10 protein-coding genes and 1 other RNA gene are annotated in these 14,336 nt (G+C 37.9%); 9 read left to right on the top strand and 2 right to left on the bottom strand.

What is annotated here, in order from left to right:
- Positions 1 to 11 precede the first annotated feature (11 nt).
- The 8 genes from M2306_RS02155 to M2306_RS02190 all read left to right on the top strand — a co-directional run bounded on the left by M2306_RS02155 (position 12) and on the right by M2306_RS02190 (position 9,601).
- Positions 12 to 1,931 (top strand): fumarate reductase/succinate dehydrogenase flavoprotein subunit, encoded by a 1,920-nt coding sequence (locus M2306_RS02155; RefSeq protein ID WP_115090913.1) that lies wholly within the window; start codon positions 12 to 14, stop codon positions 1,929 to 1,931.
- Positions 1,932 to 1,939: 8 nt separating this feature from the next.
- Positions 1,940 to 2,695 (top strand): succinate dehydrogenase/fumarate reductase iron-sulfur subunit, encoded by a 756-nt coding sequence (locus M2306_RS02160; RefSeq protein WP_259189021.1) that lies wholly within the window; start codon positions 1,940 to 1,942, stop codon positions 2,693 to 2,695.
- Between the two features lies 1 nt (position 2,696).
- The gene (locus tag M2306_RS02165; RefSeq protein ID WP_115090909.1) at positions 2,697 to 3,887 is read left to right on the top strand and encodes a porin; all 1,191 of its coding nucleotides are present in this window, start codon (positions 2,697 to 2,699) and stop codon (positions 3,885 to 3,887) included.
- Positions 3,888 to 3,906: 19 nt separating this feature from the next.
- Positions 3,907 to 5,337 carry an anion permease gene (locus M2306_RS02170; RefSeq protein ID WP_002986121.1) on the top strand — a complete coding sequence of 477 codons (1,431 nt, stop codon included), beginning with the start codon at positions 3,907 to 3,909 and terminating at the stop codon, positions 5,335 to 5,337.
- A gap of 70 nt (positions 5,338 to 5,407) precedes the next feature.
- Positions 5,408 to 6,712: a cryptochrome/photolyase family protein gene (locus M2306_RS02175; protein ID WP_259189019.1), complete on the top strand. Its 1,305-nt coding sequence runs from the start codon at positions 5,408 to 5,410 to the stop codon at positions 6,710 to 6,712.
- Between the two features lie 22 nt (positions 6,713 to 6,734).
- Positions 6,735 to 7,790, top strand: coding sequence for a linear amide C-N hydrolase (locus tag M2306_RS02180; RefSeq protein ID WP_002986118.1), 1,056 nt, complete (start codon positions 6,735 to 6,737; stop codon positions 7,788 to 7,790).
- 124 nt (positions 7,791 to 7,914) lie between these two features.
- Positions 7,915 to 8,895: a tyrosine-protein phosphatase gene (locus M2306_RS02185; RefSeq protein ID WP_259189018.1), complete on the top strand. Its 981-nt coding sequence runs from the start codon at positions 7,915 to 7,917 to the stop codon at positions 8,893 to 8,895.
- A 31-nt stretch (positions 8,896 to 8,926) separates the two neighbouring features.
- Positions 8,927 to 9,601, top strand: a complete 675-nt coding sequence (locus tag M2306_RS02190) for a DUF2461 domain-containing protein (protein ID WP_259189017.1) — start codon at positions 8,927 to 8,929, stop codon at positions 9,599 to 9,601.
- A gap of 231 nt (positions 9,602 to 9,832) precedes the next feature.
- Here M2306_RS02190 and M2306_RS02195 read toward each other — a convergent pair whose 3' ends face one another.
- On the bottom strand, positions 9,833 to 10,909 hold the full coding sequence (locus M2306_RS02195; protein ID WP_259189016.1) for a glutaminyl-peptide cyclotransferase: 1,077 nt from the start codon (positions 10,907 to 10,909) through the stop codon (positions 9,833 to 9,835).
- Positions 10,910 to 10,997: 88 nt separating this feature from the next.
- Between M2306_RS02195 and ffs the strand changes: the two genes are divergently transcribed.
- An RNA gene (ffs, locus tag M2306_RS02200) (signal recognition particle sRNA small type) lies at positions 10,998 to 11,096 on the top strand.
- Between the two features lie 272 nt (positions 11,097 to 11,368).
- On the opposite strand, the gene M2306_RS02205 is transcribed toward ffs, so the two are convergent.
- Positions 11,369 to 14,335, bottom strand: coding sequence for a DNA polymerase III subunit alpha (locus M2306_RS02205; RefSeq protein WP_259189015.1), 2,967 nt, complete (start codon positions 14,333 to 14,335; stop codon positions 11,369 to 11,371).
- Position 14,336: the final 1 nt, after the last annotated feature.

A 14,336-nucleotide genomic window follows, 5' to 3' on the forward strand; every position in this document is an offset into this window, starting at 1 on the left:
TACAAGTTGTTATGAAATTAGATGCAAAAATTCCTGAAGGACCATTAGAAGATAAATGGTTTAACTATAAAAAGAATGCTCGTTTGGTTAATCCTGCAAATAGAAAAAAGCTGGATGTTATTGTAATTGGAACTGGATTAGCAGGTAGTTCTGTAGCAGCCTCTTTGGGAGAGATGGGATATAATGTAAAATCATTTTGCTTTCAAGATACTCCGCGTCGTGCGCACTCTGTAGCGGCACAAGGAGGAGTAAATGCGGCTAAAAATTATAAAAATGACGGAGATAGTATCTACAGAATGTTTGTGGATACATTAAAAGGAGGAGACTTTAGAGCAAGGGAAGCGAATGTTTATCGCTTAGCAGAATGTTCCGTGAATTTAATTGACCAAGCTGTTGCTCAAGGAGTGCCTTTTGGTAGGGAATACGGTGGATACCTAAATAATCGATCATTTGGAGGAGTTCAGGTGAGTCGAACATTTTATGCTCGTGGACAAACGGGACAACAATTGCTTTTAGGGACTTATCAAGCGCTTATGCGTCAGGTAAATAAAAAAACGGTAGAGCTTTTTTCTTCACATGAAATGTTGGATTTAGTACTGATTGATGGAAAAGCCCGTGGGGTTATTGTTCGAAATCTTGAAACAGGAGAAATTGAAAGACATGCTGCGCATGCAGTCGTTTTAGCAACAGGAGGATTCGGGAAGATTTACTATTTGTCAACGCTCGCTATGGGATGTAATGGCTCTGCTATTTGGAGAGCACATAAAAAAGGAGCCTATTTTGCTTCTCCAAGTTGGACACAAATTCACCCAACATCCTTACCACAGTCTGGAGATTATCAGTCTAAATTGACCTTAATGTCTGAATCATTGCGTAATGATGGACGTATTTGGGTTCCTAAAAATCTAAATGAAACGAGAGTCGCTAATGATATTCCAGAAGAGGAAAGAGATTACTATTTAGAAAGACGTTATCCCGCTTTTGGAAATTTAGCCCCTCGAGATATTTCTTCTCGTGCTGCTAAAGAGCGAATCGATGCCGGTTATGGTGTTGGACCATTGAAAAATGCAGTATATCTAGATTTTTCTAAGGCAATCCGAGAACAAGGACAAGCGAAAATAGCTGAAAAATATGGCAACTTGTTTACCATGTATGAGAAAATTACAGGGACAAATGCTTATAAAGAACCGATGATGATTTCCCCAGCAGCTCACTTCTCTATGGGAGGACTTTGGGTAGATTATGAACTAATGACTACGATTCCAGGATTGTTTGCCTTAGGGGAAGCTAATTTTGCAGACCACGGTGCAAACCGATTAGGAGCAAACTCTTTACTGCAAGCTTCTGTTGATGGTTATTTTATCGCTCCGTATACGATTGCTAACTATTTAGCAGATCAAATTCGAATCGGTAAAATTACAACCGATCATCCCGAATTTGAGAAAGCAGAACAAGAGGTTAAAGACAAATTAGAAAACCTATTGAAAATTAATGGGGATAAAACGGTCGATTATTACCATAAGAAATTAGGTAAATTACTGTATGATTATTGTGGTTTAGCACGTACCAAAGAAGGATTGACATTTGCTATTGAGGAAATCAAGAAGTTGAGAGCTGAATTTTATCAAAATGTCCATGTTCCTGGAACCAATGCAACCATCAATTCAGAATTAGAAAAAGCAGGACGCGTAGCGGATTACTTAGAAATAGGTACGCTGATGTGTTATGATGCTTTAACGCGTGATGAATCTTGTGGGGCTCACTTCAGAGAGGAATACCAAACAGAAGAAGGGGAAGCTGCTCGTAACGACGAGAAATTTCAGTTTATTTCTGCATGGGAATGGCCTGGATCACTAGATCAAGAACCAATTTTGAATAAAGAAGAACTAACATTTGAATACGTAAAACCGACTATCCGTAGTTATAAATAATAGAGGCTATGAAATTGAATCTTAAAATATGGAGACAAAAAGATCGTAAATCGGAAGGTAAACTTGTAGATTATGCGATAGATAATGTAAATACACACATGTCTTTTTTGGAAATGTTGGACACGCTAAATGAACAATTAATTTCAAAAAAAGAAGATCCTATTGAATTTGATCATGATTGTAGGGAAGGAATTTGTGGACAATGTGGAGTTGTGATCAATGGAAATGCACATGGACCGCTAGAAAATACTACAACTTGTCAGTTGCACATGCGAGAATTTAAAGATGGGGAGACGATTTTGATTGAGCCTTTCAAAGCCGCTGGTTTTCCTGTTAAAAAAGATTTGAAAGTGGATCGAAGTGCGTTTGACCGCATCATTTCGGCTGGAGGATATGTCTCAGTAAATACGGGACAGGCGCCAGAAGCGAATACAATCCCTGTATCACATGAAACAGCAGAAGCCGCTTTTGACTCAGCTGCTTGCATTGGGTGTGGAGCTTGTGTTGCTACGTGTAAGAACGGAAGTGCAGCTTTATTTACCTCTGCGAAAATTACGCAATTGGCTTTATTACCTCAATCACAACAAGAGCGAAAAGAACGTGCACTGCACATGATTATGCAAATGGATGAGGAAGGTTTTGGACACTGTTCCAATACAGAAGCTTGTGAGGTAGAATGCCCACAAGGAATTTCTGTATTGAATATTGCTCGAATGAACTACGAGTACAATCGCGCTAGTTTTCTCAAGTTTAAAAAGAAGTAAAATGAAAAGTAAAATTGGGATGATAAAAAGCCTATTTCTCTGTGGAATAGGCTTATTTACTGCAATGAATACTTGGGCGCAAGAGCTTGAAATCGCACAAGATACCATTCGAATTTTCGAAGATAAAATCGTATTGAACGATGCAACGCAAAAATACCCTCAATTTAAAGTGGGAGGGGTTTTCCAAACCCGCTATTTAGATAATTTCAAACGTGGAGTAGATATCAATGGTTTGCATTATGGTGAGGGAGAAGGAACAAATAACTCCTTTGAAATTAAGCGTATGCGCGTTTCGATGAATGCGAAGGTTACAGAAAATTTAGAGGTAGTAGCTTTAGTGAATTTAGCGGATTTTAAATCAGATCCAAAAACGAAAGTTCTAGAAAACGCGTATGCTAAATATACGCTCAATCGCTATTTGCAATTTACGGTAGGACAGTTTAGACCGTTATTTGGCATGGAGGAAACCTATCCCGTGGATGTAGTAAAATCCATTGACTACTCAAATTCATACTATATGTTTGGCGATAATGGATGGACTAGCTTCCAAATTGGAGCTGCTGTTACAGGTAGTGTAGATTTAGGATCTGTTCCTATGAGTTATGGGGTTTCTGTTACCAATGGAAATGGTAAAAACAAAACGGATAATGACGACGGGAAACACTATTCGAGCCGCTTGTTGTTTAATGTGGACCCCAAGCATAAAATTAATGTCGGAATCAGTGGAGGAATTGGCGAAGTACAGCGACAAACTATTTATGCAGTTGGAGCAGAAGCAACCGCCTTTTTTCCAATGGGAGACCGCTGGAGTATTGATTTTCAATTAGAGGCAAAACAAGGGGTGAATCATCAATTGTATTTTAGCCAACCAGTGGATCAACGTCTAGGGGATATCGATGATTATTTGATGAAGAGTTTTTATATTCTACCGAATGTCCGCTATGATTTAGGTAAAAAACGTTTGCAAACTATTGAATTTGCTTGTCGCTATGAATATTTAGATGGTAGTGCGCATTTCAATTCTAATGGTAGACAGACTTGGGTTCCCATGGTGAGTTTAGAATTCTTAAAGAACTATGGCGCTCGTCTACAAGTGGGGATGCAAATAGATAATTATAAAACGAATATTGAGCAGACAAAATCATACAACTCAAATCTTGCCTTTATTCAATTTCAGTGTCGATTACAATAACGTATAAAAACCTCCTTCTATGAAAGAAGTAAATTTAAAAAATTTCGGAATTACCGTAGTAATAGGAATATTACTTTGGTTTTGTCCCATCCCAGAGGGAGTAACACCAGAAGCTTGGCATTTGTTTGCCATTTTTGTGAGTACCATTTTAGGTATTATCCTCAAAGCTGCTCCTATGGGGACCATGTGTATGATTGCTGTGGGACTTACCGCATTCTTTCAATTGTTAGCGCCTGGAAATGCAGGACAATCGATCACGCTTAGCTTAAAAGGATTTGGAGATAAGGTTATTTGGTTAATCGGAATCTCCTTCTTTATTGCCCGAGGTTTTATTAAAACAGGATTAGGTAATCGTATTGCTTACTTGTTTATCCGTGCTTTTGGTAAAAGTACTTTGGGACTAGCTTACGGATTAGGATTGGCTGATTTGGTATTAGCACCTGCTATTCCAAGTAATACAGCTCGTGGAGGAGGAATTATTTATCCCATTATGAAATCGATGGCGATGAACTTTGGGTCTGATCCAACAAAAGAAGAAACGAAAAAGAAAGTAGGTTCTTTTTTAACGTTGAATTGTTATTATTTGAACTTGATTACATCAGCCATGTTCTTAACAGGTACAGCAAGTAATCCGATGTGTCAGAAATTTGCGGCAGATATTGGAATCAATATCAGTTGGATGAATTGGGCTGTTGGAGGTTTTGTTCCAGGAGCGCTTGCGTTTCTCCTTACTCCTTTGGTGTTGTATAAAATTTATCCACCAGAGTTAAAGAAAACAGGGGATGCTCCTAAAATAGCAGCACAGAAATTAAGAGAAATGGGGAAATTAACGTTACCAGAAAAGTTGATGTTAGTGACCTTTTTTATCTTGCTTTTCTTGTGGATTACTGGAGATCTATTCACGATTGATGCAACAACTACGGCTTTTATTGGATTGGCTATCTTATTGTTGACTTCTGTATTAACATGGGAGGATGTCAAATCAGAAAAAGGCGCTTGGGATACCATTGTGTGGTTTGCTGTATTGGTAATGATGGCTAGTTCATTGAATACACTTGGGTTTATTGGCTGGTTTAGTGATTTAGTGAAGGCACAAATGGGTGGGATTGATTGGCATTATGCTTATCCTTTAATTGTCATTGTCTATTTCTTTAGTCACTATATTTTTGCTAGTGCAACCGCTCACGTAGCGGCAATGTATGCCGCACTTTTGGGGGTTGGTGTATCCTTAGGTGTGCCACCCATGTTATTGGCTTTAACCCTTGGATATATGGGATCGATTTACGGTACTTTGACACATTATGGACACGGCCCAGCTCCTGTATTTTTCGGAAGCGGCTATGTTGAATTGAAGTCTTGGTGGACCTACGGATTGATAATCGGTCTTTTCTTACTCGCGATTTATTTAGTAGTAGGAACAACTTGGCTCAGTATTATTGGTTATTTTTAAATAAAAAAAGTTATCTTTAAAGACCCTTTATTAAATAGAATAAAGGGTCTTTTTAGTAGGACTTACTAATATGGAAGAAATTGTGATTTTTTGGTTTCGAAGGGATATTCGCTTACATGATAATGTAGGCTTATACCATGCGATACAGTCAGGAAAAAAAGTACTGCCCATCTTTATTTTTGATCCAGCAATCTTAGCGCAATTTCCAGCACAAGATGATCGACGCATACCATACATTTATCAAGCATTAGCACAAGTCAATAGTCATTTACAACAGTTGAATAGTCAGGTGGTTTGCTACCATGATCATGTATTGGACGTATTCAAACAACTGATGCAAACTTATACTGTTTCAGCTGTTTATACGAATGCAGATTATGAACCTGCAGCTCGAAAAAGAGATGCAGCGGTACAAGCCTTAATAGCTGAACATGCCATTGCTTTTTATGCTTATAAAGATCAAGTGATTTTTGAGACTAATGAATTGCTGAAAAGCGATCAAACTCCTTATAAGGTTTATACGCCTTATTCTAAGTTATGGAGAAGTAGGTTAACAGAACAACACCTACTAGCTTGGACATTGGAATTAAAGGCGGATTATTTTGTAGCTCAAAAGGAGCATCAAATAATGCCAAGTTTAACCCAGTTGGGGTATAAAGAAGAAACAAAACCTCGTTTTGAAGCACCCCTATTTGATTCATTTCTTATTCAAAATTATACAGCCAATCGCGATTTTCCAGCCCTAGATGCTACCACGCGTTTGGGAATAGCGTTGCGATTTGGAACGGTATCTATTCGCGCTTGTGTGCGACAAGCGTTGCGTGATAATGATACCTGGTTGAGCCAATTGATTTGGAGAGACTTTTTTATGGCAATCTTATATCACTATCCGCATTCGGCAAGAGCTTGTTTTAAAAGGGAATATGAAAATATACAATGGCGCAATAATGAGGTAGAATTTGAGGCTTGGTGCAAAGGGGAAACAGGATATCCACTCGTGGATGCAGGTATGCGCGAATTGAATCAAACGGGATATATGCACAATCGCGTGCGTATGGTAGTGGCTAGTTTTCTAGTGAAACACTTATTGATCGATTGGCGTTGGGGAGAAGCGTACTTTGCTCAACAACTCAACGATTATGACCTGGCTCTAAATGTAGGAAATTGGCAATGGGCTGCGGGATGTGGTTGTGATGCTGCTCCTTATTTTCGAGTGTTTAATCCCACTGAGCAACAAAAGAAGTTCGATAAAGATTTTAATTACATAAAAAAGTGGATTCCTCAGTATGACGAATCTACTTATATAACTCCTATAGTGGAGCATAAGTTAGCTAGAGAACGAGCGTTACTAGCTTTTAAACAAGCATTAAAATAAACACACATAAAACCCTTGAACTATGAAAAAATGGAAAATCTGGGTCGCTAATTTAGCTTTAGCAGCTTTTTTACTACCTGTAGCATCAGATGCTTATGCGTGTACTCGAGTGGTATACAAAGGACCTAATAACACAATTATCACAGCGCGTTCGATGGATTGGAAAGATGAAATTGATCCAAATATCTGGGTTTTCCCAAGAGGAATGGAGCGCACCGGTGAAGTGGGGAAAGCATCAGCGAAATGGAAATCAAAATACGGAAGTGTTATTGTATCGGCATTTGATATTGCTACAACTGACGGAATGAATGAAAAAGGTCTTGTGGCCAATATTTTATGGTTAGTAGAATCACAATATCCTGATTACGATCCGAATGGAAAGCAAAAAGGAATGAGCTTGGCTATATGGGCGCAATATGTATTAGATAACTATGCAACAGTAGCAGAAGCTGTAACGGATTTACAGAAAAATCCTGTTGCAGTGGTTACAGCTAATACCCCAGGTAGAACAACATTAGCTACGGTGCATTTGACGATGTCTGATGCAAAAGGAGATAATGCCGTTTTAGAGTATATCGACGGAAAATTAGTGGTATATCACGATCCTTCTTATACAGTAGTTACTAATTCACCTACTTATGATAAGCAATTAGCTATTCGAGATTATTGGGCATTTTTACCAGGGAACCAAGTGTTACCAGGTACAGGAAGATCAGAAGATCGCTTTGCAAGAGCCTCTTATTATGCAACAGCAGTAGATCAAAGTGATGATACGATGGTGGCTGTAGGATCGGCATTTAGTGTAATCCGCAACTGTTCTGTTCCGTATGGAGTACATATCGAGGGATATCCGAACTTGTCTTCTACTAAATGGAGAGCTGTGTCAGATCAAAAGAATTTAGTTTATTATTATGAAGATCCATTGACATTATCGCCTTTGTGGTTGGATTTGAAAACATTGGATTTCAGCGAAAAAAATAAAGTGAAAAAATTAGATGTTTCTAAGAGACAACAATATTTCGGTTTAGCGAATAATCAATTAGTAGAGAGCAAACCGTTCCAGTTTATGGGAATTTAGTTTGAATTAAATGGAGAAATACAAAAGCAATGCCGTAACGCATTGCTTTTTTTATGGAAACGGGTTAAAAACAAAAATAGGTTAGAAATGCTTAACTTTGAGAAAGGTTAATATAAAATGAGTTATGAAAAAATATGAAATCCTTGTTTTAGTAGGAGGTATGTTGATGTTAGGTAGTTGTTCTTATAAACACGCCTATCAGCCAATTGCATTTTCTAAGTTGGATACTACTGAAAATTATGAAGCCTTAACCCAACGATATGCTATGGGGGAAGAAAATGAGTTTACTCCCAATGCGAAACAGAAAGAACTATATTTAGAAGTGAATCAGGGAGTTGAAATTCCAAATGTTTCGAATGTTCGAGAATTAGGAGGGATTATCACACAAGATCAACGGGTAATCAAATCGGGACATTTTTATCGCAGTGGTCATTTAGGGAAATTAAAAAAGAAGCATTTTAAAACGCTAGAACAATATGCAATTACGCAGGTCATTGATTTAAGAACCGATCGAGAAATTAAAAAACACCCAGATCATCTACCGACTACTATTCAATATTACAATGAACAGGCGTTTGAAGATTCAGAAGACATGTTTAGTAAGGCAAAAAAAGAGGTATTAAAAGGAAGAGTAACAGTAGAAGAATCAAATAAAGCAGTGGAGGATTTTTATGGGGTTTACGTTTTGGATAATCCTCAAAAGATTCGCGAGATTGTTTTGCGTATGCTAGATCATGACGAAGCTACTTTGTTTCACTGTTCTGCAGGAAAGGACCGTACAGGAATGATTGGCGCTATACTATTGAGTATTCTCAATGTTGATCGAGAAACCATTATGGAAGAGTATTTACGCTCTAACAATGAGCGTATTGACGATGTTTCTGGAAGAATGAAATTAGCGAAGTTTGGCAAGCTTATTTTTCCTAAAATTGACTATGAAGTAATTGAGAATTTCTCGTGGATTAAACCCAATTATTTAGAGGCGATGTTTGCTGCAATAGAAGCAAAGTATGGATCGATGGATAATTATATTCACGATGGATTATCCATTACAAAAGAACAACGTCAAAAGTATATCGAAAAATATACCGTTATTTTAAAGTAAATTTGTCATTCAACTGTTGGAGAAAAAGTATATGAATCATTTGAAACAAGAGCATTTCGCCCTGTTAGGGGAGATTGCAAAGAATAATAATAAACCTTGGTTTACTGAAAACAAACCGCGAATTGATGCTGATTTTACAGAAGTAAAGGGCTTTTTTAAAAGCGTTTTTGACGAGATGGCAGCAGTGGATGAGGTTGAATTATTTCACGTTCATCGCTTGTATCGAGATGTGCGTTTTTCAAAAGATAAAACCCCATATAAAACCTATTTTGGTTTACACATTGGAAGAAAAAAGCCTTTACTACGTGGAGGATATTACCTCAATGTAGAACCTGGGAAGAGTTTTGTCGGAGGAGGATTTTGGGAACCCAATAAAGATGATTTATTGCGTATCAGAAAAGAAATCGCCTTAGATGATTCTGAATTACGTGAAATAATCACTAATCCTGTATTTGTACAAGCATTTGGAGGATTAGTAGGAGAGGAGTTGAAAACGGCTCCTAAAGGCTTCGATAAAGAACATCCTGCTATTGATTTACTGCGCAAAAAACAGTTTTTAGTTATGCGATCTTTTACAGATGAAGAAATGATACAACCAGGATTTATCAAAGAAGTAATACAAACGTTTGAAGCAATGAAGCCCTTTTTCGATTATATGTCTGAAGTATTGACAACAGATGTCAATGGAGTCAGTTTGTATGATTAATGGAAAGTGGAAAATGGAAATGAGTATACGATGAAAAATCAGTAGTGGCAAATGGCAATTTGCCAATTGGCTGGAAAAAATGGAAAGTGGAAAGAGAGAAATGGGGATGTGATGAAAAATCAGTAATGGCAAATGGCAACAGAAAGCATTTATGGAAAATTACTCAATCACATAAAAAAAGAGGAACTCGACGAGCTCCTCTTTTTTTATGTTTAGTTTTCCGTTCTCCACCTAGTCAATAATCTTGATTTCAAACATTTTATTCCAGTTCTTACCTGTTACAAAGAATGTATTTGTTTTGGCGTTGTACGCAATACCGTTTAATACATCTAAATCAGCATGTCTTTCAACTAAATCATACAGCTGAGAAAGATCAAGAACCCCTTCTACAGATCCAGATATTGGATCAATGACAGCTACACCACTTTTACCGTAGAAATTAGCGTAAATCTTACCATTTACCCATTCTAGTTCGTTGATGTTTACTAAGATTTCTCGTTGCGCGGCAACTGTTATCTCATCTACTTTCTCAAACGTATCTGGATTTAATTTGTAAATCTTTTCAGAACCATCTGTCATATAAAGATGCGTTCCATCATTACACAATCCCCAACCTTCCATTTTTTGGAAGTAAGGAAGTGTCGCGATTTTTTCAAAGGTATCTGGATTGTAAACATAAGCCTCATTGTTTTTATAAGTCAACTGATACAACTTGTTGTTTAGAATCGTACAACCTTCTCCAAAGATTGCTGCCGGAAGTTCTTTAATCTTGATTACTTCTCCAGTTTTAGGATTGATTTGGCGAACACTAGATACCCCTTTAGTACCCGTTCCGATTCCTTCACCATTTCCTGTGCTTTCAAATAAAATACCATTGTGGAATTCTAGTCCTTGCGTATAGGCTTTGATATCATGTGGAATAGTATTGACAATCGTATAATTAATCATTTGAGGAGCAACAGAAGAAAGAATAGCGATATGAGAAGAAACTTCTTTACTCTCTTTATTGAGATAAGCTGTTCCTTTTAGTGTGTATTGCCCGAATTTTTGCCCTTTCAAAGGAGCATTTAGTATTTCATTTCCCTTTACTGCACCTAAACGAATATCGTTTAAGTGATAAACTACAGAGTCTAGCTCGGTGTTTGGCGCGAGATTTAAGCTTAATTTTATAGCCTCTTTATCGTTGTAAACCTGCTTTAATTCGGATGTATTTAAAGAAATTACATTTTTTTCTAAATTATTTTTTTCAGAACAGCTGAAAATAGCGAAAGATAAGGCTAAGGGTATAAGCATGTTATGTCTTTTCATCGGTCATTTTAATTTTATTACAATATACAAAAGTTATTATAATAGTTGTAAACACTTGGAAAAATATAAAATGGTTGTATATTTGCAACGGCAAGTCCTACACGACCAGCTCCTGCAGAATCCTCCAGGGTGGGAACGCAGCAAAGGTATGTGGTTGTAGCGGTGCGATGTAGGTAGCTTGCCATTTTTTTCTTATTTGATCTCCTTCTTAGGGGATTTTTTTTGCCCTTTTTTGTTTTGTTACTTGTAAACTGTTTGAAAAATTCGTCCGGAAATAGATCCGTTGTTTCCCTAATTTATCTTGTTACTTGGCAAATTGCCATTTGCCACTACGAGATTTTACATCTCATCGCCTCATCCTCTCACCACCACACCACCACACCACCTCACCTTCTATCTCATTGGATTATATTTGTTTTCGTATTCGATGAATCTTCACTACGTTCCGATTTCACCATCTCACCCTCTCATCGCCACACCTTCCCCTTTCACATGAAACCTAGGATCTGCCATATACGGAAGTTTTGCCATTTTTAGAACCTGTAAGGTAGGTACCTCATATTCGATTTGAATAGTACCTAGTAACAAATAGCATCCACTACCTTGAAAAGGATATTGTTGTAGACTATGCGGAAAGTGCACGCTGTCAAAATAATCCCCCTGGCTGTCAATCCACGTACCGAAGTACATGAGTCCGCTTTTGATTTGGATAGGCTTTAACGCGATTAAATAGCCTACTAAGCGCGTATTTTCATCCTTGTGGCATAAGAAGTCCTTGGTTGTTATTTCTCCTCTAAATTTCGTCTGTAATAAGCTAAACGGACTAGAAGTAACAGGAAAACCTAAATACTCTAGTTCATCAAAGGCATCTTCTGCTTCTGTTCGCTTCAATTGAGGAAAAGAAAAAGACTTTATGGGTTCTTGTAGCAATTGCCAAGTGGGATTGGATTTGTTTTTGTGATACAATAATTTAGCTTGAATAAGTAATTCGTTTTTTTGGAGTCCGGTGAATTGAAAGGCACCAATAAAAATAAGTGTTTCTAAAGCTTCGAGGTTAATATTGACGCGTTGGATGAAGTTTGCTAAGGAAGTGTAATTTCCATTTCTTTGACGTTCTGTCAACAACGTATCGATTAAAGCAGTATTTAAATTTTTAATCAATTGAAAGCCCAAGAAGATATCGCGTCTTCGTAAGGTTGCCCCTAGGTTACTACGGTTGATACAAGGAGGAAATACACGTGCGCCAGACATCTTCGCTTCGTGAACGTAGACTTCGGTGCGGTAGAATCCCCCTTGGTTGTTGATGACAGCAACGATAAACTCTAAGGGGTAATGTGCTTTTAAATACAAACTTTGATAGCTCTCAATCGCATAAGAAGCGGAATGAGCTTTACAGAACGAATACCCCGCAAACGATTCTATTTGACGGTAAATCTCTTCACTAAGGGCTTGTGGATGCCCTTTTTCCTCACACAGCGCGAGGAAACGTTGACGAACCGCTTGCAATCCTTCTTTAGAGCGACTCTTTCCACTCATCGCACGACGGAGGATATCCCCATCCTCTGCAGGTAAGCCACCGTAATGAAGAGCAATTTTAATCACATCTTCTTGATAGACCATGATACCGTAAGTTTCTCCCAATTGATCTTTGAAAACATCGTGGAAATACTCAAATTGAGTGGGGTTGTTGTGTCTGTAAATATATTCTTGCATCATACCGCTTTGCGCAACCCCTGGTCTGATAATAGAAGAAGCCGCTACTAGTGTTTTATAATTATTACATTTTAGTTTTCTCAATAAACCACGCATAGCAGGACTCTCAATGTAAAAGCATCCAATGGTATTGCCTAGCTGTAAATACGCATTGGATTTTACTTCGTTTTTAGAAAGCGAAATATCGCGGATGTCTACGGTAATTTGTTGATTTTGTTCGATTAACTCTACCGTTTCATTGATATGTCCAATGCCTCGTTGGCTGAGAATATCAAATTTTTCAAAGCCAATATCCTCTGCAATATGCATGTCAAATTGAGCTACAGCATAGCCTTTGGGTGGATAATCCAACGCTGTAAAATGCGTGACGGGATCTTCCGAAATAATTATCCCACAAGCATGCATGGTACGTTGGTTTGGAAACCCTTCTAGTAATTGACTATACTGATGAATCAGCTGTACAATGGAGTTGTTGTCTTGGTATTCCTTCGTATGACGCTGATTCAATTGATCGAGCTCTTCTTTAGCTAAACCGTACACTTTCCCAATCTCTCTTGCCATCGAACGCGTTTTAAAGGTAGACATGGCTCCACAAAAAGCAACGTGCTCTTCCCCATACGTTTGGAAGATATAATCAATAATAGCATCGCGATCCGTCCAGGACCAATCAATATCAAAATCAGGAGGTGATTTGCGGTTAACATTTAAAAATCGCTCAAAGTATAAATCGAGTTCTAGCGGACAAACATTGGTAATCCCGATGCAATAGCCCATTAAGCTATTGGCTCCACTTCCTCGACCAATATGCATAAAGCCACGTTTTGTGCTATATGAAATAATATCCCAAATGATTAAGAAATAGCTGGCAAAAGATAGTTTTTCAATAACATCAAGTTCCTTTGCTAAGCGTTTTGTTGCCTGTTCGTGGTTGGCACCATAGATGCGTGTTAATCCCTCTTGCGCAAGCGTAGTAAGCAGTTGTAAATCATCGGCTTTGTTGGCTGTGAAATGCAGCTTATTTCTACTTTTTTTAAATTCAAAGGAGAAGTTTGATTCCCTTACGATATGTTGCGTATTGGCAATCAGCGTAGGGAAAGATTTAAAATGGCGTAATAATTCCGCTTCAGATAGTAATATTTCATCCGGTGAAGCACAAGTAGTCGCATCCAACTTACTTAATAGTGTATTTTGATCAATGGCTTGGAGGATACGGTGTAATTCATATTCACCTGCTTGTTGAATTGTCACAGGATGGAGGATAACCATTTTGTGAATCAATTGCTTCCATTGCTCTTGGTATAGTAAATTGCGTTGGTTTAATTTAACGCCAATATATTCGTGATCGGCTAGCGTTGGCGGACAGTTTTCCAGTGGATAGATGACAAAAGTATGTGCAAAATCGGGGGCTTTTTTAGGAAAAGGCTGTTTGGTTTTATTGTGTAGAGTTATGCATTGATTCATTGCTGCAAATCCCAATTGATTTTTAGCAATTCCAATGTATTGTAGGCGTTGATCTACGCGAAATTCAGCACCAATAAGCGGTTTGATATTCGCTTGTCGACAAAGGCGAATAAAATCGTAAACACCATAAAAGGTATGAATATCTGTGAGTGCTAAGGCAGAAATCTGTAGTTTTTGTGCTGCAGCAACCAATTGCGCTAGTGGAATAGTGCCAAAGCGTAAACTATAGTAAGAATGACAATTTAACAACATA

The sequence above is a fragment of the Myroides gitamensis genome (genome assembly GCF_029894455.1).
In the GTDB taxonomy this organism is placed as follows: domain Bacteria; phylum Bacteroidota; class Bacteroidia; order Flavobacteriales; family Flavobacteriaceae; genus Flavobacterium; species Flavobacterium odoratum.

Bases quoted from the DNA above. Each gene is read 5' to 3' on its own strand.
- M2306_RS02155 (WP_115090913.1), top strand. From the start codon at position 12: ATGAAATTAGATGCAAAAATTCCTGAAGGACCATTAGAAGATAAATGG.
- M2306_RS02160 (WP_259189021.1), top strand. From the start codon at position 1,940: ATGAAATTGAATCTTAAAATATGGAGACAAAAAGATCGTAAATCGGAA.
- M2306_RS02165 (WP_115090909.1), top strand. From the start codon at position 2,697: ATGAAAAGTAAAATTGGGATGATAAAAAGCCTATTTCTCTGTGGAATA.
- M2306_RS02170 (WP_002986121.1), top strand. From the start codon at position 3,907: ATGAAAGAAGTAAATTTAAAAAATTTCGGAATTACCGTAGTAATAGGA.
- M2306_RS02175 (WP_259189019.1), top strand. From the start codon at position 5,408: ATGGAAGAAATTGTGATTTTTTGGTTTCGAAGGGATATTCGCTTACAT.
- M2306_RS02180 (WP_002986118.1), top strand. From the start codon at position 6,735: ATGAAAAAATGGAAAATCTGGGTCGCTAATTTAGCTTTAGCAGCTTTT.
- M2306_RS02185 (WP_259189018.1), top strand. From the start codon at position 7,915: ATGAAAAAATATGAAATCCTTGTTTTAGTAGGAGGTATGTTGATGTTA.
- M2306_RS02190 (WP_259189017.1), top strand. From the start codon at position 8,927: ATGAATCATTTGAAACAAGAGCATTTCGCCCTGTTAGGGGAGATTGCA.
- M2306_RS02195 (WP_259189016.1), bottom strand. From the start codon at position 10,909: ATGAAAAGACATAACATGCTTATACCCTTAGCCTTATCTTTCGCTATT.
- M2306_RS02205 (WP_259189015.1), bottom strand. From the start codon at position 14,335: ATGTTGTTAAATTGTCATTCTTACTATAGTTTACGCTTTGGCACTATT.